This is a genomic window from Rhodococcus sp. MS16, assembly GCF_013277795.1.
GTDB lineage: Bacteria > Actinomycetota > Actinomycetes > Mycobacteriales > Mycobacteriaceae > Rhodococcus_F > Rhodococcus_F globerula.
In genome coordinates, this window is sequence record NZ_VBTM01000009.1 from 238,094 (window position 1) to 256,213 (window position 18,120).

Annotated in this window: 16 protein-coding genes; 10 read left to right on the top strand and 6 right to left on the bottom strand. The window is 62.5% G+C overall.

All coding sequences use genetic code 11. The features are described from left to right. Positions 1–25: 25 nt before the first annotated feature. Positions 26–1,582, bottom strand: coding sequence for a TM0106 family RecB-like putative nuclease (locus tag FEZ60_RS21285; RefSeq protein WP_033235445.1), 1,557 nt, complete (start codon positions 1,580–1,582; stop codon positions 26–28). A gap of 124 nt (positions 1,583–1,706) precedes the next feature. Between FEZ60_RS21285 and FEZ60_RS21290 the strand changes: the two genes are divergently transcribed. Genes FEZ60_RS21290 through FEZ60_RS21310 form a run of 5 tightly spaced genes read left to right on the top strand, consistent with a single transcriptional unit; the run spans position 1,707 to position 5,080 of the window. Next, positions 1,707–2,360, top strand: coding sequence for a DUF6474 family protein (locus FEZ60_RS21290; RefSeq protein ID WP_045066229.1), 654 nt, complete (start codon positions 1,707–1,709; stop codon positions 2,358–2,360). Between the two features lie 10 nt (positions 2,361–2,370). Further along, positions 2,371–2,886 (top strand): hypothetical protein, encoded by a 516-nt coding sequence (locus FEZ60_RS21295; RefSeq protein WP_141485352.1) that lies wholly within the window; start codon positions 2,371–2,373, stop codon positions 2,884–2,886. A 47-nt stretch (positions 2,887–2,933) separates the two neighbouring features. Next, complete coding sequence (locus FEZ60_RS21300) at positions 2,934–3,602, top strand: YcnI family protein (protein WP_033235400.1); 669 nt, start codon at positions 2,934–2,936, stop codon at positions 3,600–3,602. Next, a complete protein-coding gene (locus FEZ60_RS21305) occupies positions 3,599–4,135 on the top strand; it encodes a copper resistance CopC family protein (RefSeq protein ID WP_141485351.1) in 537 nt (178 codons plus the stop codon). The genes FEZ60_RS21300 and FEZ60_RS21305 overlap by 4 nt, the downstream gene beginning before the upstream one ends. Before the next feature lie 3 nt (positions 4,136–4,138). Further along, complete coding sequence (locus FEZ60_RS21310; RefSeq protein ID WP_045066226.1) at positions 4,139–5,080, top strand: CopD family protein; 942 nt, start codon at positions 4,139–4,141, stop codon at positions 5,078–5,080. Between the two features lie 49 nt (positions 5,081–5,129). Here FEZ60_RS21310 and FEZ60_RS21315 read toward each other — a convergent pair whose 3' ends face one another. From FEZ60_RS21315 to FEZ60_RS21325, 3 genes are all read right to left on the bottom strand, one after another. Next, positions 5,130–8,315, bottom strand: coding sequence for a carboxyl transferase domain-containing protein (locus FEZ60_RS21315; protein WP_033235397.1), 3,186 nt, complete (start codon positions 8,313–8,315; stop codon positions 5,130–5,132). 81 nt (positions 8,316–8,396) lie between these two features. Beyond that, positions 8,397–9,077, bottom strand: coding sequence for a class F sortase (locus FEZ60_RS21320; RefSeq protein WP_080711780.1), 681 nt, complete (start codon positions 9,075–9,077; stop codon positions 8,397–8,399). Positions 9,078–9,175: 98 nt separating this feature from the next. After that, positions 9,176–10,642 carry a hypothetical protein gene (locus tag FEZ60_RS21325; RefSeq protein WP_172936930.1) on the bottom strand — a complete coding sequence of 489 codons (1,467 nt, stop codon included), beginning with the start codon at positions 10,640–10,642 and terminating at the stop codon, positions 9,176–9,178. Positions 10,643–11,261: 619 nt separating this feature from the next. Here FEZ60_RS21325 and FEZ60_RS21330 point away from each other — a divergent pair. Both FEZ60_RS21330 and FEZ60_RS21335 read left to right on the top strand, forming a co-directional pair. Continuing rightward, complete coding sequence (locus tag FEZ60_RS21330; protein WP_202026376.1) at positions 11,262–12,638, top strand: M20/M25/M40 family metallo-hydrolase; 1,377 nt, start codon at positions 11,262–11,264, stop codon at positions 12,636–12,638. Further along, positions 12,635–14,197 (top strand): YfcC family protein, encoded by a 1,563-nt coding sequence (locus FEZ60_RS21335; RefSeq protein WP_172936931.1) that lies wholly within the window; start codon positions 12,635–12,637, stop codon positions 14,195–14,197. Before FEZ60_RS21330 ends, FEZ60_RS21335 begins: the two co-directional genes overlap by 4 nt. 7 nt (positions 14,198–14,204) lie before the next feature. Here the strand turns inward: FEZ60_RS21335 and FEZ60_RS21340 are convergent, their stop codons facing one another. Beyond that, complete coding sequence (locus tag FEZ60_RS21340) at positions 14,205–14,792, bottom strand: DinB family protein (protein WP_172936932.1); 588 nt, start codon at positions 14,790–14,792, stop codon at positions 14,205–14,207. A 92-nt stretch (positions 14,793–14,884) separates the two neighbouring features. Between FEZ60_RS21340 and FEZ60_RS21345 the strand changes: the two genes are divergently transcribed. From FEZ60_RS21345 to FEZ60_RS21355, 3 genes are all read left to right on the top strand, one after another. Beyond that, on the top strand, positions 14,885–16,099 hold the full coding sequence (locus FEZ60_RS21345) for a hypothetical protein (RefSeq protein WP_242484742.1): 1,215 nt from the start codon (positions 14,885–14,887) through the stop codon (positions 16,097–16,099). Positions 16,100–16,181: 82 nt separating this feature from the next. Next, positions 16,182–16,619 carry a DUF6325 family protein gene (locus tag FEZ60_RS21350; protein WP_033235441.1) on the top strand — a complete coding sequence of 146 codons (438 nt, stop codon included), beginning with the start codon at positions 16,182–16,184 and terminating at the stop codon, positions 16,617–16,619. Next, positions 16,616–16,900, top strand: coding sequence for an SHOCT domain-containing protein (locus FEZ60_RS21355; RefSeq protein WP_092805431.1), 285 nt, complete (start codon positions 16,616–16,618; stop codon positions 16,898–16,900). Before FEZ60_RS21350 ends, FEZ60_RS21355 begins: the two co-directional genes overlap by 4 nt. A 74-nt stretch (positions 16,901–16,974) precedes the next feature. Here the strand turns inward: FEZ60_RS21355 and FEZ60_RS21360 are convergent, their stop codons facing one another. Continuing rightward, positions 16,975–18,072, bottom strand: coding sequence for an NAD(P)-dependent alcohol dehydrogenase (locus tag FEZ60_RS21360; RefSeq protein WP_033235392.1), 1,098 nt, complete (start codon positions 18,070–18,072; stop codon positions 16,975–16,977). Between the last annotated feature and the right edge of the window lie 48 nt (positions 18,073–18,120).

The following is an 18,120-nucleotide window of genomic DNA, read 5'->3' on the forward strand; positions in this document are numbered from 1 at the left end:
CCAAGTATACGTCGAGTAAGCCGGATTACAGGTCCGAGGCGAGGGGAATTTCCTTCTCCGCGCGGTCCGTCATCCACTCACGTAAGACCTTGGTGGCGATGACATCATCCTCGTTGTACTGCAGGATCCGCGTCCGTTGCGTCTCGTCCGGCTCACCGTCGTAGCCGACCGCCTCGCGGTACCACGCCATCGACGCTTCACCACCGGCTTCGGCGTCGCGCCAATGGAATCCGGCAACGGGCGCAATCTTTTTGAGCCCCTTGCCATCCGGGCAGATGAACTGATCGCTGACGGCTTGGTAGATGTCAACCCACTGCGGACTGTCGATAAACTCCCGGATCTCTTCCTTGGTCGGAATGCCCGGTTCACCGGCAAATCGACGCGCAGAATCCAGAAGCCATTTGTCCTCCGCCGAACGTGAATAGCAGTAGGCGGCAAAGGTTTTACCGGACACCGCTGCGCCCGCACGCTCTGCCATCAGCCAACCCCAGAACTCCGCAAACGATCGCGCCTCGTCCCGTGTCGGCAACGGATCCCACGTCGCAAATCCCCGATACATCGAGAAGCCACCGACATTGAGCAAAGTTCCCCACAAATAGGCACCGTGCTCCTGGTAACTCTCCATGTCGACATCGATCTCGATATCGGCGCGCGTCACCGAGATCTTGTCGAACCGTCGTACCAACGGAGCGCCCGCCAGCCACGCCTTCGCGATGACGACGGCGTCGTCGAAGTTTCCGTGTGGCCAATCCTCGAGCGGCTCGCCCTCCCAGGCCGCGAGCTGATCGATGGTGTTGCATCCGGCGTCACGCAGAAGCTCGGCCCGGGAACCGACCGCAACCAGGCTCACATCACGGTTGCGGACCAACTCTTCCTTGCACTCCGTCCACCACGGGCACGATTTGCACTCACTGACCTGAGAGGGAGACGTCAGCACCTCACCGCGCGCCACGGCAATCCTGTCGTCGTAGCGCTCGTCGTAGTCCTCGAGAATCGCACTCAGGTCGTGAACGAGGATGCAGTCGCCGTTGTAACCGATCGCACCCGCCTGCAACGACGGACTCGCCAGTCCCCGGCGCTCGAGCATCCGGTAGACCTGCGCGACGCGCATCTGATCACGAACCTGGCCTCGCACCTTGCGCTTCGGATCGACTGCAGGCTCCCACTCGAACAGGCCAGATGTGATCGCACCCTGCCCCGGGTCGGTGACCTTGTGGTTGACAACGATCACCGGGATATAGCCGCCGCCGTCGGTATCGCGGATCAACATTTCGCATCGACCCTTGCGGCCGGTGTCACGTTCGACAGGCAACACGGCGCCCCAGATGCGGTCGGCGCCGGCTTCACATGCGGCCAGCGTGTCGCGAGCTTGCGCCGCCGTCGACTGATCGGCGTTGATCCGCACCCAACGATCCGGAGCGGCGCCGATCACCAGCTCCGCGATCTCCGCACGCTTGGCCGTTGCCGATTCCTGACGCTGCTTGATGCCCGTATCGAGAGGCTCCGACGCCCACTTGCCCGGAAACAATCCGTCGAGGCGCACCCGATGACGGCAACGCGTGAGCGCCCCTGAATCGATCAGAGGGAGCGAGGGCGCGGGGCTTTTATCGGAACACACGATGACGAAGATTATGTGCTCCCCTAGGCTGAAGCCGAAGCGCAGGTACCTGGCAGCGCACAAACACCTGGAAACGGGGTCCTTTTCGATGGGGTTGTTCAAGAAGCGAAAGTCTCGTGCCACCCGCAAGGCGGAGGCGAAGGCTCTCAAGCACAAGGCCGAGGTCGAGGCGAAACTCAACGCCAAGAGCCAACGCAAGCGCGACAAGGTTGAGACCAAGTCGATCAAGAAGCTGGAAAAGGCTGAGATCGAGTCGACGCACAAGATCGAAAAGGCGCAGATCGCCACGCTGAAGGCCCAAGAAAAGGCCGCTGTGAATCAGGGCCTGACCGTTGCCAAGGTGCGCAAGTACCTGGGTGTCGCTCGGCTACTGGCTCCGGTTCTGCTGCCGATCATCTATCGAGCGGCAACCGCGGTTCGTGGTCAGTTGGATACCGCGCGCGCTCAGAAGATGGGCATCGCCGTCGACCAACTGGGCGACTACACCGGCCACGGAGCCAAGCTGAGCGCCCGCATTGCGGGAGCGGAAAGCTCGGTCACCGAAATCCTCAGCCACAAGCCGAACGACGCCGAGACGCAGCGTTTTGCCGCAGCCATCCGTGAGCGTCTGAGCGACCTGAGCACCGCGGTGCGGGCGGCCGAGCAGATGCCGCAGGCTCGCCGCAAGGCCGCCCACCACGCTATTTCCTCCGAACTCGACGGCGTAGAGGCTGATCTGCTCGCACGCCTCGGCGTCCGCTAGACCTGCTCGAGTGTCCACCGACGCGCCCACGACAGCACTCCTTCGGGGTAGTGCTGTCGGGGCTGTGTCGACCGCTCTTGCCATCGCAGCGCACGGCCTGGCCGGCGGCGATGTACCGCCGGCGTCGGCGCTGACCCTGCTGATAGCCGTGTGTTCAGCCGTGGGCGCGATCACCGGAACGCTTCCCGTTCCGACCCGCGGACCACTACCACTCATTGCGGCTCTCGGCGCCGGCCAACTGGCAGCGCACACCACCATGACACTCTCCGTGCATTCTCATTCCCCTTCTCCGGGGCTGGCGATGCTCGGAGCACACATAGTCGCCGTGCTCGTCTGCGCGACCCTCGTGTTGGCTGCCGAGCGACTGTTCGGAGTCCTCACCCGCGTCGTGCAGGTTGTGCTGTCCGCGCCGGCGATGCCCGTCGCAGCGCTGATCCGCCGATTCCCGACGACGCACCACCTCGGCCCCAATGGCGCACTCCTTCGCGCCGGCATTTCCCCGCGCGGACCTCCCGCTCTGGTCTGAAGAACTCGCACTGAAACCCTTCACCAGACCAAGAGGACACATTCCGCATGAAGAACACCCTGATTTCGCGTGCGCTCATCACGGCAGCAGCAACCGGCGGGGCAATCCTGCTCGCCGGCGGAATCGCGTCGGCGCACGTCAGCGTCGTAGCTCCGGGAGCGACCCAGGGCGGGTACAGCGTTTTGACCTTCCGCGTACCCACTGAATCCGACACCGCGTCCACCACCAAGGTGACGGTGGCACTGCCCGACCTCAAGTCCGCGCGCACCGAACCGATGCCAGGTTGGACTGCCGTCGTCGAGAAGGACCCGACGTCGTTGGTCGCCAAGTCCGTCACCTGGACGGCAGATCCCGGTGTCGGCGTGGGCCCCGGCCAGTTCCAACAGTTCGTTCTCTCCGCCGGCCCGCTACCCACGCAGGACGAGGTCTCGTTCAATGCGGTGCAGACGTACAGCGACGGCAACGTCGTCAACTGGGATCAGGCCGCCCTCGCCGACGGCAGTGAGCCCGACAAGCCGGCGCCGTCCTTGACCTTGGCACCTTCGACGGGCGACGCGCACGGAAGCAGCGCCGATACTCACGCCACGAACGAGACAACTGCGACAGAATCATCGAACGACAACACCGCCCGCTGGCTCGGAGGAGCCGGACTGGTTCTCGGCGCGCTCGGCGCTGCACTGGGCCTGGGTGCACTTGTGAGGAGCAAGCGTTCATGAGCACACGACTGAAGGTCGTCACTATCGGCCTACTTGCCATGCTCGCGTCCATGCTCGGGGTGAGCACAGCCAGCGCGCACTCCGCGGTGGTCGGGTCGAACCCCGAGAACGGCGCATCCATCCAGGTTCCCCCGGACAACGTTTCCGTCAGTTTCAACGAAGCACTGCAAGCGCAGTTCGCGGCGTTGACCGTCACGGGCCCCGGTGACAGCCGCGATCAATGGTCCAAGGGCGAGCCCTCAGTCGAGGGGGCAACTGTGAGTGTGGACCTGGGAGATCTGGGACCCGCCGGTGTGTACACGATCGCGTATCGCGTCACGTCCGCCGACGGCCACCCGGTTCAGGGAACGTTGAACTTCACACTCACCGAGGCCGGTCCCGGCACCCCGGTCACCCCGGCCGCGTCGGACGGTGACAGTTCGTCGTCCGAGTCGTCGTCGAGCAGCATCCCGGTGTGGGGATTCATCCTCGCCGGTGTTGTCGTCTTCGGCGGCGCACTGTTCTTCGTGCTCCGCAAGCCGAAGTCGAGCTGATCCGTGAGCGGTACGGCAAACAGGTGGTGGTTGCTGTTTGCCGTACCCACAGCACTGCTGGGAGTGCTGATCGCGTGGGGATTAGCGAGTCCCGCCGGCCCTGAAGCGTCCAGCACGGTACGCGTCCTCGCCATCGGATGTGGTTCCGTGACACTGGGAATCGCCACACTCGCCTGGATGGGCCGGGGCGAGCGTCGGCCGGCTTCACCCAACAGCGCGATGTGGACACAACTCACTGCCATCGCCGCCGTGTGGCTGGTTGCCGAAATCGCCTTGCTCGCACTGAGTGCCGCTGCCGCCGACGGACAGCCGATCACCGCGTTGACCGTCGGCCACTTCGCAACTTTTGTCGGCGAAGTCAATGTCGGCCGGGTCGGAGCAGCCATCATCGTGTGCGCTTTTGCCGTCGTCTGCTACGGCGTCTACGGATTCAAGAACCCTGAAACAGCGCCCGTCGCACCGGCATTGGTTGTCACCGCACTCGCTCTCGCCACCCGACCCATCACCGGTCACATGGCGCAGCAGAGCTTCGGTTCCATCCTCGATGCCATCCATGTACTCGCTGCCGGCTTATGGTTCGGCGTCCTCGCCGCACTCGCGCTCGCCATGCCCGCTCGCGGTGCCTGGGCACTCTGGCTGCCCAAATACTCTGCTCTCGCGTGGCGATGCGTTCTTGCGCTGGTCATCACGGGAGTTGTCAACGCAGCCGTACGACTCGGATCTGTGACCGCGTTTGTCGACACTGCCTACGGCCGCGTCGTCCTCGCCAAGCTCGTTGCCGTTGCCCTGCTCCTCGGGTTGGGATGGTGGTGGCGTCGTACCTGGGTCGTCGCGAGTGCCGCCCACCGCATGAGCGCCGACGGATCGCTTCGCCGCGCAATCGGCGAAGTTGTCCTCATGGCAGTTGCTTTCGGGCTTGCAGCGGCCCTTGCCACTACCGCTTAGGGCCTTCGGCCCCGTGCGCCTTTTTGGTAGCGCCCACTACCAAAAAGGCTCACGGGCAGCGAAGCTGCCTGATCCACTTCCTCGTATCTGCCGGATCGATGACGTCGTCCAACTCGAATGTTGTTGCCGCCATCAGCGCCTTGCCTTGTGCGTAGGCCAATTCCACGAACTGACCGAACAGGGTTTCCCGCGCAGCCGGATCTTCGACTGATTCGAGTTCCTTCCGGAAGCCCAGTCGGACAGCGCCTTCAAGCCCCATCGGCCCGATCTCGCCGGTCGGCCAGGCCACAGTGAACTCGGGCGCGTGGAATGACCCGCCGGCCATCGCCATGGCACCGAGACCGTAACCCTTACGCAGGATCACCGTCCCGAAAGGCACCGTGAGCCTCGCTCCGGCCACGAAAAAGCGACCGAATCGCCGTACCGTCGCTTGTTCCTCGGAATCCGGCCCCACCATGAATCCCGGAGTGTCGCAGAGCGTAACCAGCGGAATCCGATGTGCCTCGCACAGTTCCAGGAAGTCCGACGCCTTGTCCGCTGCTTCCGCATCGATTGCCCCGCCCAGATGCTCACTACTGTTCGCGAGCACGGCAACCGGTACGCCTTCCACCCGGATCAACGCCGTCACGACGCCGCGACCGTAATCGCGCCGCAACTCCAGCACCGAATCGACGTCGGCAATCGCCTCGACGGCGCGTCGCACATCGTACGAACGCAGCCTGTTTTCCGGCACTACATGCCGAGCCAGCCGAGGATCAGGCGCGGTCCACTGCTGCGCCGCACCCTGGAAGTAGCCGAGATACTTCTTTGCCAATTCGACTGCCTGAGCATCGTTCTCGGCAACCACGTGCACAACGCCGTTTCGCCGTTGAATGTCGATCGGCCCGATGTCCTCCGGGCGGTAGGTACCCAGTCCACCGCCCTCGACCATCGCCGGTCCACCCATTCCGATGTTGGCGTCCGGCGTGGCGATCAGGACATCGCACGCACCCGCCAACGCGGCATTGCCGGCAAAGCAACGACCCGATACGACGGCCACCAACGGCACTCGGCCGCGCAATGCCGCCATCGCCCGGAAGGTACCCAGTTCAAGCCCCGACCCTGCTCCGGCATCCGTATCACCGGGGCGACCACCACCGCCCTCCGCGAACAGCACCACGGGAACACGTTTACGGGCGGCGAGCTCGAGCAGTCGGTCCGTCTTGGCATGATTGCGCATACCCTGCGTACCGGCAAGAACCGAGTAATCGTACGAAATGACAACGCTCTCACCGCCGTTGATTGCTGCCACGCCACCGATCAATCCGTCGGCGGGAGTATTTGCGATCAGGTCTTCTTCACTGCGACGGCTACGCTGAGCCGCCAAAGTCAAGGCGCCGTATTCGACAAAGCTGCCGTCGTCGATCAGGTCCTCGACATTTTCGCGTGCCGTCCGACGACCCAGCTTGTGCCGTTTGGCTACCGCTTCGGGCCTCGCCGCATCCAAGGTCACCTCATGTCGAGCAAGGATTTCCGCGAGGTCAGGACGCACCAGATCCAGGTCGAGGTCCTCGGAACGCTCCACTCGCTCGGCCGCTGTGGCATCGCGCACCACCATGAGCGGCTCACCCGCAACCACTGCCTTGCCGACCCTGCCGAGTACGCGAATCACCTCGACGTCGGATTCGGCAGCCAGGACATGCTGCATTTTCATCGCTTCGAGCACAGCGGCCTGACTGCCCCGGTGAACGGCATCGCCGACAGCGGCAATCTCGACGACAATTCCGGCCATCTGCGCGCGCAGGACGGTCTCACCCAGCACTGCAACGGGAGGCTCCGAAACCTTGGCTTCCGGGACGAGATCGGCAATACGTCCCTCGAGCCAGTCGATATCGACGACGCCGTCACGGAAATCCTTCTCCGACAGGATCGCCCGCAGGAAAAGAAGGTTGGTCGCAATCCCTTCGATCGCAAACTCGTCGAGTGCGGCAATCGACTTGCGCACCGCCGCAGCAAAATCTGCCCGACGGGTGTGTGTGATCACCTTCGCCAGCAAGGAGTCGTAGCGGGCACTCGGCGACAAACCCGCCGCACCGAAGGTGTCGACTCGAACTCCCGGTCCGCTCGGCGGCGCAAACACGTCAAGCGTTCCGGTTTCCGCGCGCGCACCGCCGTCGCGCGTCATGGTTTCCATGTTGACCCGCATCTGGATTGCGATACCCGACGCCGCCGCAACGGTTCCCTGATGCCCAGGAACTCCTGCTGCACAGGTAATCCCCTCAGGAAGATGCAATGATTCGAAACTCACGCCGTCGGCGATCATCAACTGCACGGCAACCAGGTCGACACCGCTCACCTCTTCCGTGACGGTGTGTTCCACTTGGATACGCGGATTGACCTCGAGGAAAACGAATCCTCGCTCCTCCACGAGAAACTCCACTGTTGCGATCCCACGGTAACCGACCTCCGCACACAACCTCGCCGCGGCGGCATGCAAACGCTCGCGCAGTGGTTCGGAAAGACCTTGCGCGGGAGCAATTTCGACAAGTTTTTGATGCCTGCGCTGAACGCTGCAATCGCGATCTCCCAGTGCCGTCGCACAGATACCCGCCGCGCCGGGCGCCGACACAACCTGGACCTCGATATGGCGAGCACGTTCACTGAGCACCTCGGCAAACAGTTCGGCACTGCCGAAGCCGGCCCGAGCCTCCGCCGCACACACGCGGTAAGCGTCGTCGAGCGAGGGCAGATCGCGCACGACACGCATGCCCCGACCGCCGCCACCCGCAAGTGCCTTGATCATGATTCCCCGCGAATGCCGCGCGAAGAACTCCCGCACCTCGTCGAGGCTTGCATCGCCCGCCGTGGCCGGCAACACCGGAACGCCGGATTCCACAGCAGCGCCGCGCGCGCGTGACTTGTCCCCGAAGATACGGAGCACCTCAGCGCTCGGACCCACGAATACAAGGCCCGCACTGGCACACGCCCGTGCGAAATCCGGATTCTCACTGAGGAATCCGTATCCGGGATGGATATGCGTGACCGATGAATCGAGGGCGATCGACAACAGCGAGTCTTGATCCAGATACGCAGACGCGCCGCTGCCTGGCAGTGGAAACGACTCTGTCGCAGCTTCGACGTGTGGGCTTGTTGCGTCATCTTCGGCGTAGACCGACACGGTCTCGATCCCGAGTTCGCGGGCTGTTCGAATGATGCGCAGAGCAATCTCGCCTCGATTGGCGATCAGCAGTCTCATTCCGAGGTTTCGCAGTCAGTCACCGCCACAGTGTGTTTTGACGTTGACGTCAATGTCAAGCATGGGGGATCGCCCGCGCCACTAGATCACGTCGGCGTAGAGATACACGTTGTCCTGGTAGTTGCCGACCCCGTCCGAGAACTCCAGCTCCCCACCACACGTCACCACGGCAAGCTTGCGCGGACCGTCCGGCCCGGCCAGAACACTCTCCTCGATTCCGTCCGCCTTGGCTCGCGACACCACCGCCGTCACCCGCCACCGTGTGCTGTTCCCAGCGGCATCCGACGTACGGATCTCCTGCCCAGGCTCGACTGTCCCGAGATCGAACAACGCACCGTTACCCTGACCGGCAAGATTCACATGCCCGGCGATCAGTGTTGTGCCCGTCTGCGAATCCAATGGCGCACCGTCCAACCAGATGCCGACCTCGCTGACGTCGCCGGGAGGGGTCAAGGCTCCATCGATGACACTCGCGTCGACGATCGGTGCCTGCACCCCGAGCGGATCGAGGGACAAAGTAGCAGGCGACATCTGCGCATCAGCAGTAGCGAGCACCGCCGGCGCCGATTGGCCGGCCGTGGGCGCCGGCGGTATCGCCGTACTCTCACCCGACCGAGAGCCGAGGTATGTCATGAGTAAGCCCACAGTTACCGCGATAATTATTGCCGCAGTAGCAAATACGCGAGACTTGCGCCTGCGCACAGGTTCCGCGGAACTGGTGCCTGGCTCGTCCGGTACGGGATTCGGATTCATCGACGTCATCAGAGATGTTCCTTTGTCGTGAACGAGCATCGTCCGGTGCTGACGGGGAGAGTCGGCACCGGACGCTGCTCGATCGAAACTGGTTCAGATTTCCGCTGCTACGAGCGGCGGCGGCGGACGGCGATTGCTCCGCAGGCAGCCAGCCCGATCAGGCCGAGTCCCGCAATCGCAATTCCGACGTGCGGACCTGCAGTCTCGTCAGCTGCGCCACCGTCGATAGAGGTCGGACGCTCACCCGTCGGAGCCTTCGGGGTCGTTTGCGTGACCACACGCGGGGTGGGTACCGCAACCGTGGTCGGAGCGGGAGCAACCGGCACTCCGGGGATCACCGGGATAATCGGAATGATCGGAACGATCACGTTGGGCTTGGTGGTTGTCGTCGGAACAGTCGTCGACGGCGTCGTGGTCGGAGCTCCTGGCGTCGTGGTCGGAACAGTCGTGGACGGCGTTGTGGTCGGAGCCGCATCGAAGGTCACCGTCGCATCACCCTGGAGCTTGGCCGGGGTGACGGTGTTGAACGTTGCAAAAACCTGGCACTCGGCGCCGGCGTTGTTCCAGTGGATGCTCTCGAACGAGCTGGGTGCGCCGGAGACGGATACCTTGACCGCGCCTGCACCCGGGGACGTGACGCACAGCGCCACATCAGTCGGATCATTGCCCTCACCGGTGACAACCAGGGTGTTTCCGGTCAGCTTCACATTTGCGTTCGGCTCACACAGTTCCAGAGTTGCGCCTGCGGGAGCGCTCACGGTGAGTGGCTTGCCGTACATGTTGGTGGACACCGTGAACGTTGCCTTGCCGCCGCTGGCGAGAGTGCCACTGGCCGGGTCTGCGAGCGAAATACTCAGGGCGGGTGTCACATTCATGACCCCGAGAATCCGAGCCTGCTCAGCCGGACCGAGATCCGCGTCGCAATCGACTACGGCGTCGGTTCCTTCGAGGTACTCCTTGTCCGATACACACCAGATAAGAAGCTGACGATTTACCCTGTTCGCAGCCGTCGAATCATCAGCGACGCCACCCGGCGTGAACGGGTGGGGATTCTGAATCAGGTAGCTGATGAGCAGTTCCTGTTCCTGAGTCAGACGATCGTTGCCGCCGACCGGAAGCGTCGGTCCTACTACGTTGAACTGCCCGCCATCGCTGTAGCCAGGCTCGCCATCAGGCGAGATCTCATCGCACGTCTCTTCCTTCATGTCGGTGCAGTACATCCACTCCGACTGTGGACCACTGGCCTCGGGGACGTCGCGCACACCACAGATAGGCGCAGGTGACCGCTGGTCGTTGTTGTAGTACAGCGGCACCACATTTCCGGCGTTGTAGTAATCCAGGCGCACACCATCGATAACCATGTCGTCCGCGTAGGGATAGTCAGCGGACGTCTGCGTGCCTTCGCACATCGGCGCAGTGAAGGCGGCCGCCGCCGACGCCGGCGCCGCTGTTGCCGGCCCTGCCAAACCGGCGACAATTCCACCGACCAATGCAAGCGTCGACACAGCGGACACGGATGCCAGCCCGACCTTTTTCCGCCGTACCACGGCTGATGACGATGACGATGTGTTCATGGACGATCTCCTCGCGAAGTAACAGTTGGGGCACCCAGCAGGCCAACATGGCATTAGCCATGTGATTGCCAACACAGTTCGACGATTGAAACTTGCTGCGCGCTTGCTGTCAAACGTCACTATTCGGAGGAAAGCGCCCATAGCGTCGCAAAACAGCCAAAAGGTTTGTTATGTGACACTTTGTCACAGATACACGGAGAAACCGGCGATAACCTGCGTATTTATCCACAAGGGCGAACAGTTCCCGAAACGATTTCCCAACCCGGAAGAAAATCGTCACAAATTCAACAATCGACACAGTTACAAGACGATAGCTGTGCTTCCCGATAGCTGAATGGTGACAAATCGACCAAACGACTATCTGTTGATCGACTCACGGCGCGTCGCGATCCCATAGCGCACGCGGCCCGAGAATGAATGGAATCACGCAATTCGACCCGCACCATTCGCGTGCTGCCGCCCGGCACGAACGGGCGCAATGTCTACACCGACCGCACGAAATCAACCAGACAACCGTAATCTTTCCGACTAAGGACTGACCGGTCTGAAGGGTGCTCGGCTCGACTTGTCGCAGAGCTAGGTACCCACTGTCCACTTTGCTCCAGAAGGAGATCAAGCGATGCCCGAAAACGCTGGGCCGATGACGCCTCTTCAGATCAAGAACGCTGCGGCAGATTTGATGCCTGCGCTTCGATCGGAATTGATCGAACTGGTACGGATACCGTCGATCGCGACCGATGGCTATCCCGCAGCACCACTCTTCGAGGCCCACGATTTCATCGTGTCGCTCTTGGAGAAATCCGGGGTCACCCAGATCGACCGTCTCGAGATTCCAGGCAAGACGGCACCCGTCATCATTGCGACCATCCCAGGACCGGTCGGGGCGCCCACGGTTCTCATGTACTCGCATTACGACGTCGTTCCCGCCGAAGACCTCGAGCTTTGGGACACACCGCCCTTCGAGCCCACCGAACGCGAAGGCGCGCTCTACGGCCGCGGGACGGCGGATTCCAAGGCAAACGTGATCGGCATGATCGGGGCGCTTCGCGTCTTCGACGGAAAACCGCCTGTGACAGTCAAACTCGTCATCGAAGGCCAGGAAGAATTCGGCAGCCCCTTCGACAATTATCCGCCCGAAGCACCGGAACTCTTCCAGTCCGACGCCATGGTGATCGCCGATGTGGGAAGTGTTCGCCCCGGATCACCCACCCTGACCGTCGCATTGCGCGGATCCGCCCAGGTGATCGTGGAACTGACCACTCTCGGAGCCGACAAACACAACGGCCTCTACGGCGGTGCCGCTCCCGACGCGCGCCTCGCGCTCATCCGCGCACTCGCATCGCTGCATGACGACAACGGTGATGTCGCCGTCGACGGTCTGCTGCGCGAGGAATGGACAGGAAGCAGCTACACCGACGAAGAATTCCGCACCCTCGCCGAAGTACGTGACGGACTCCCCCTCCTCGGCACCGGCGGAATCGGTGAACGGATCTGGTCCGGTCCGGCGATCACCGTTACCGGAATCGACGCACCGCCCGTCGACGGCGCAGTCAACGCCGTCGCGAGCACCGCACGCGCAGTGATCAACCTGCGCGTGCATCCGCGTCAGCCTGCATCCGAAGCGCAGGCAGCACTGGTCCGGCACTTACAGGCACTACGCCCGTTCGGCCTCGAACTCGACGTCAAAGCCGGAGAAACCGGGGACGGCTTTGCTGCAGAACAGGGCGGCCCCGCATTCGACGCGGCCATGTTCGCGCTCTCGGAGTCCTGGGACGGCGAAGCCGGACAGATGGCCGGCGGCGGTTCCATCCCGATCGTGATGGCTCTCGACACTGCCGTGCCCACCGCCGAGAAACTGCTCTTCGGCGCAACCGACGGGTACGCAAACATTCACGGCCCCAACGAGCGTGTGCTTCTCGACGAATTCGAAAAGGCCGTTGTCGCGAAAGCTCTGTTCTTCCAGGAGTACGCCCGCACATTCGAAGGAAAGAAATGAGCACCAAGACCGAAGAAGGCGCCGCGCACACCCCGGCGAAGAAGAAGTTCGAGTTTCCCGGCGCCGTCACGATGCTGGCCATCGTCACGGTACTGGTATGGATTGCCGCGCTGTTCATTCCGGCCGGACGCTTCGGCGTCGACGTCGACGGATCACCCGTCCCCGGTAGCTTCGAAACCGTCACGTCCCCGCTGACTTTCTTCGAACGCATCCAGCAGCTGATTCTCTCCCCCGTCAACGGCCTCTACGGTGTCCAGGATCCACTCACCGGATTTGTCGACACCGACAACATCGGTCGGCTTTTCGGATCTGTCGGCGTCGTTCTGTTCATCATGGCCCTCGGTGCATTCATCTCTGTCAGCTTCGCCACTCGCAGCCTCGAAACCGCTGTCTCGCAACTAGCTACCAAGCTCAGCGACAAGGGTTGGCTGCTCATCACCGTCATCATGGTGCTGTTCTCGCTGCTCGGATCGACCATGGGGTTCTCCGTCGAGACGTTCGGCTTCTACGCGCTCCTCATCCCCCTGATGACGGCTCTCGGCTACGACCGCATGGTCGCGGCGACGATGATCATCCTCGGCGCACTCGTCGGCAACATGGCGTCGACCGTCAACCCGTTCTCGATCGGCGTCGCGTCCGGTGAAGCCGGCGTCTCCATCGGCGACGGCATCGTCCTGCGCGTCATCCTGTGGGTCGTATTGACCGCAGTGGCAGTGGTATTCGTACTTCGCTACGCAGCCAAGGTGAAGAAAGATCCGGCCACCTCGCTCGTCGGATTCGACATCGACGACGACGAGGAAGAAGAGGCAGCACCACCTGTCGACATCGACAGCAAGCTGACCGGAATTCAGAAACTGGTCCTCGTCATCACCGGACTCACCTTCGGTTTGATGATCTTCTCCGTCATCCCGTGGTCGAGCATCTTCGGCGGTACCACCGGGCCGGCCGAGTACGACGCGTACCACGTCACCGCCACCGAGCCATACTGGTTCGAATTGAACTGGTGGTTCCCGCAACTGGCGATGCTGTTCATTCTCGCAGCCGTCCTCGTCGGCATCGTCGCCAAGATGGGCGAGAAGAAAACCGTCTCACTGATCACCCGTGGCGCCGGCGACATGGTGGGGCCCGCCATCGTCATCCTGCTCGCGCGCGGCGTCTCCGTGATCATGACCAACACCGAAACACTCGACACCATCCTCAATGCGATGGAACAGTTGGTGTCCGGCGCGTCCGCGGGTGTGTTCGCGATCCTCGTGATGCTCGTGAACATTCCACTGGCCTTCCTGATTCCGTCCAGCTCCGGACACGCCACCCTCGCAATGCCACTGCTCGCACCGCTGGGTGATTTTGCCGGAGTCAGTAGGTCTTTGGTGATCACGGCCTTCCAGATGGGCCACGGCCTGATGCTGATGGTTGCACCCACCAACGTCGTCGTTGTCGGTGGACTCGCAATGGCCAAGGTCGGTTACGACAAGTTCCTGCGCTTCGTCTGGCCGCTACTGTTAATCAACTTCGTGATCGTGGTCGTCGTGATCGGCGCCGCCGCGGTTCTCGAGTAGAAATGGGTCAGGCGTGGTCGGCGCTGCGAGCTGCCTGTTCGAGGCGGTCTCGATATTCGGCCCACCACGCCTGATCACCCGGCGCCACGTTGGCGTTGTCGGATCGCAGACCTGCAGCGTCGTCGATCATTTCGCGCACGATATCGGCGTGGCCGACATGACGATGAATTTCCGTGACAACGTGCACGAGTACCTGATGCAGGGTGACGTCACGGAGTTCCAGCGGCCATGTCTTCACCTCGCCCGGTGCATCAAGATCCAGCTCATTGATCGTGGCATCCGAAAAGACCCACGTGCGACGGTACGTGTCGAGTATGAAATCCCTGGATTCGTCTGCGCGGGCCCACATATCGACATTGGGCTCGTCCGAGCGCAACCACTGCGGCAGGTCCGGCACCCGGCGTCCGAACACCGGGCCGAAGTACCCGAGTTCGACGCCGATCATGTGCTTGACCAATCCCAGCAGATTGGTGCCGGTGTGCGTCATCGGTCGCCGGATCTCGTACTCCGACAACCCTTCGAGCTTCCAGAGCAAGGCGTCCCGTGCCGACTGAAGGTATCGCTGCAGATCGTCCTTGTCTTGCGCGCTTGTCATGCCTGTCAGTGTTGCACCGATGCCTGTCCTTGCGTGAGATAGTGCGCAGGAGAGCTGATTTCCCCATAACAACCACCGAGTGGAGTGAGCAGTTGACAGCGGTCGAAGATCTGGCCGAAGTGGCGTCGCGGGCCCTCGCGGCCGAAGCCGAAGTACGTTCGGTCCGATGGCAGAGCCGAACTGCAGTGGAAAAGGCTGCGATCGGTGCCCGGGATCTGTTGGACAAGGATCGAGCGGCACTGAACCAACCGACGTACAGCGGCCTCTCGCCGTCACCGCACATGGCCCGCCAACTCGAACTGATCACCCGCCTTCAGCCACCCCTGCCGGCCGACGCCAGCATCGGCGCTGCAGCTCAAGCAGAAGCTGACGCGGTAGCAGCGGTCACCACCGCCCGGATTGCGCTCGAAGCAGCACATCTCGCAGTTCTCGAAGCCCGTGTCGCCGCCCTCGATGCCGGCGACAGTGACGACGTTGCCGCTGCGATCCGCGGCTATGTCCCGCTCGCGGCCGGTAACCCCGCGGTTCGGCACATGCAGGACCTCGGCAGCCGTATTCGCGAGGAATTCCGACACGTATTCAACGGGAAACCTCGATCCATTGCGTTCCGTCTGGGCCTGAGCCTCGGGCTAGGGTTCGCGTATCTGGCATTCATCCGACTTTTCCAGTGGGACAGCAAGGAAGACCGACTGCCCTATCTCGCTCTGTACGCATTGTCAGGGGTCATCGGCAGTGTGGTCTGCACCAATGCACTGAGCTTCGACGCCGGCCGGGTGCGCGCCGCGCTCTCCGGTGGTACCCGCCTGTGGCATGTGCTGGTCGCCAAGAACATCGTGATGCTGATCCTCGTCGGCGCCGCCGGCTTTGTTCTCAGCGTCGTTCTGTCATGGCGCGCCGGAAACAGCACCGAATTGTTGAAAGCCTGCGGGCAAGTCCTGACCATGATCCTGCTGTGGCTCGGAGTCGCCAACGTCATGTCGGTGAGCTTGCCGTTGCGTGCCGAACCGATTCTCGAACGTCGTTACGACGGCACGTGGAAACCCTTCATGCTCTCCTTCGCCATCTCGTACGGTGTCGGGTTGGTCGTCAATCTCATGCTGTACTGGCGTGTTTGGGCCAAGACGACGCTACTCGAGCAGATGGGTGGGCCGTGGATTCCGGTGCTCATGCTGGTTGCGAGCGCCGCCGCGACGTGGTTACTCCTGACGGTGCTGGCAGTGCTGCTGGCCGAGCAGCCGCGGTTCCGTCGTGCGTTGCAGCGCGAGATGATCGTCTATCGCGACGCTGCCGAAACCGCGAACGCGTAGAAACCAGACAGTCGGACTAAAGTTGCAGATGATCATTTCACCAGGCCGGAACACCGACCTCGAAGAAGGAACAAGAGAACTGATGGCCAGTCAAGACCAGTTCGGTCCTATCGAATATGTTGCCGTCGAGTTTCCCGACGGCGCAGTAACTGCCGACGGTTTCGAGCAGTTGCTCGAGATCGTCGACAACGGAACCATCCGCATTCTCGATCTCGAGTTCGTTGTCAAAGCTGCGGACAACTCGCTGCGCGTGGTTCCGGCATCCACGTTCGACCTCGCCGACTTTGATCTGTCCCAGTTCGACGGTGCCGCGTCCGGATTGCTCGACGCCGGCGACATCGCCGCCGTGGGCGAGGACATCGCCGCCGGAAGTGTTGCAGCGGTTCTCGTCTACGAGGAGTTGACTGTGCTCCCCGTTCTGGATGCGTGGGTTCGCAGCGGTGCCCGAGTGATCACCGAAGGTCACATTTCAGTCGACGAACTGGCCGATGCCTTGAATGAAACGGAGAACAACGAATGAGCTTCCTCAGGCGGGCCAGCCGAGTAGCTGTCGCGAGCTCCATCCACGGAAATGTTCAGCGCCGCCAGCGAACTCGCTGGGCAGCAGAAGATCAGGCCAAGGCAGCAGCACAGGCTGTTCCACCGATTCCGGATCTGCCGCCGCTGCCGCCTCAGGTTGCGCCGGCAGCATCGATGGACGCAAAGATCGAACAGCTCACCAAGCTCGGTGAGCTCAAAGCCGCCGGCATCCTCACCGACGCCGAGTTCGACACCCAGAAGGCCCGGATTCTCGGGAACTGAGCGTCATCGTGCTCATCCCCGCCGATTGCGGGGATGAGCACAGCCCTTACTTCGAGACCTCATGCGCGAGCGAACTAGATGCCCGGGAGAAGTATCGGTTTGACGATTTCCCCCGCGAGAGCGCGCTTTTCGGCGGCATTGATCTCGGAGAGAGGGAATGTGGTGACGAGGCGGTCGAAGGGGAATTGTCCGGCCCGCCACAGTGCGATCAGGGTGGGGATGAAGGTGTGCGGGTTGGCGTCACCTTCGAGAATGCCGGTGATGGTGCGACCGGCAGTCAGAGCAAGTGGTGCGATCATCAAATCGCCCTGTTGCACGCCGACCAGTCCCAGAGTGCCGCGCAGAGCAAGGGCATCAAGGGTAGCCGCGATGACGGTGGGTAGCCCGGTGGTGTCGAGGCCGTATCGGACTCCGGCCGGAGCAATCGCGCGGATCTGTTCTGTCAGATCACCCACTCCGGGAACGATCGTGTCCGTGGCACCGAGTTCGCGGGCCAGTTCGAGCCTGTCGCTGTTCAAGTCGACAGCGATGATCGGTCCGGCGCCGGCGACCTTGGCGGCCATGACCGCGGACAGGCCGACTGCACCCGCGCCGACGATGACGATGCCTTCACCGGGACGCACCTGGAGCACTTCGAGGACTGCACCGGCGCCGGTTTGAATTCCGCATCCGAGGGGGCCGAGCAATTCCAGCGGCAGTTCTTTGTCGACGACCACGGCGTTACGTGCGTCGACGACCGCGTGGGTGGCGAAGGACGACTGGCCGAACCATCTTCCGGCGACGGGTTTTCCGGCGGTGTCGGTCAGCGGGGTGGAGCCGTCGAGGGCGTTGCCGACGAGATTGCGGGCCAGGAAGGTGTCGCAGTACGCAGGGTGAGCGTCGAGACAGTTGGCGCAGGTGCCGCAGGAGTCGAAGCTCAGGACAACGTGGTCACCGACTGCGACGGTCTGCACCGCGGATCCGACGGCTTCCACGATTCCGGCGCCTTCGTGTCCGAGAACAATCGGTGGGGTTCCGAACCCTGCTGCGGCCCTGGGTAATACATCGGTGTGGCAGTGGCCGGCACCGACGATCCGGACAAGGACCTCATGCGGGGTCGGGTCGGCCAACTCGAGGTCCTCGATACTGAAGGGGGCTTCTTCGCCACGGAGGACGGCTGCTTCGATTTTCATTGCTTTCCTGCGTCTTTCGAGTCAGTGACAGTGGTGAGACAGATTGAT

What these genes read in the sequence shown, in the direction of transcription:
- FEZ60_RS21290 (WP_045066229.1), top strand. Translation starts at nt 1,707, where the DNA reads ATGGGGTTGTTCAAGAAGCGAAAGTCTCGTGCCACCCGCAAGGCGGAG.
- FEZ60_RS21340 (WP_172936932.1), bottom strand. Translation starts at nt 14,792, where the DNA reads ATGACAAGCGCGCAAGACAAGGACGATCTGCAGCGATACCTTCAGTCG.
- FEZ60_RS21300 (WP_033235400.1), top strand. Translation starts at nt 2,934, where the DNA reads ATGAAGAACACCCTGATTTCGCGTGCGCTCATCACGGCAGCAGCAACC.
- FEZ60_RS21330 (WP_202026376.1), top strand. Translation starts at nt 11,262, where the DNA reads ATGCCCGAAAACGCTGGGCCGATGACGCCTCTTCAGATCAAGAACGCT.
- FEZ60_RS21350 (WP_033235441.1), top strand. Translation starts at nt 16,182, where the DNA reads ATGGCCAGTCAAGACCAGTTCGGTCCTATCGAATATGTTGCCGTCGAG.
- FEZ60_RS21305 (WP_141485351.1), top strand. Translation starts at nt 3,599, where the DNA reads ATGAGCACACGACTGAAGGTCGTCACTATCGGCCTACTTGCCATGCTC.
- FEZ60_RS21355 (WP_092805431.1), top strand. Translation starts at nt 16,616, where the DNA reads ATGAGCTTCCTCAGGCGGGCCAGCCGAGTAGCTGTCGCGAGCTCCATC.
- FEZ60_RS21360 (WP_033235392.1), bottom strand. Translation starts at nt 18,072, where the DNA reads ATGAAAATCGAAGCAGCCGTCCTCCGTGGCGAAGAAGCCCCCTTCAGT.
- FEZ60_RS21335 (WP_172936931.1), top strand. Translation starts at nt 12,635, where the DNA reads ATGAGCACCAAGACCGAAGAAGGCGCCGCGCACACCCCGGCGAAGAAG.
- FEZ60_RS21325 (WP_172936930.1), bottom strand. Translation starts at nt 10,642, where the DNA reads ATGAACACATCGTCATCGTCATCAGCCGTGGTACGGCGGAAAAAGGTC.
- FEZ60_RS21320 (WP_080711780.1), bottom strand. Translation starts at nt 9,077, where the DNA reads ATGACGTCGATGAATCCGAATCCCGTACCGGACGAGCCAGGCACCAGT.
- FEZ60_RS21315 (WP_033235397.1), bottom strand. Translation starts at nt 8,315, where the DNA reads ATGAGACTGCTGATCGCCAATCGAGGCGAGATTGCTCTGCGCATCATT.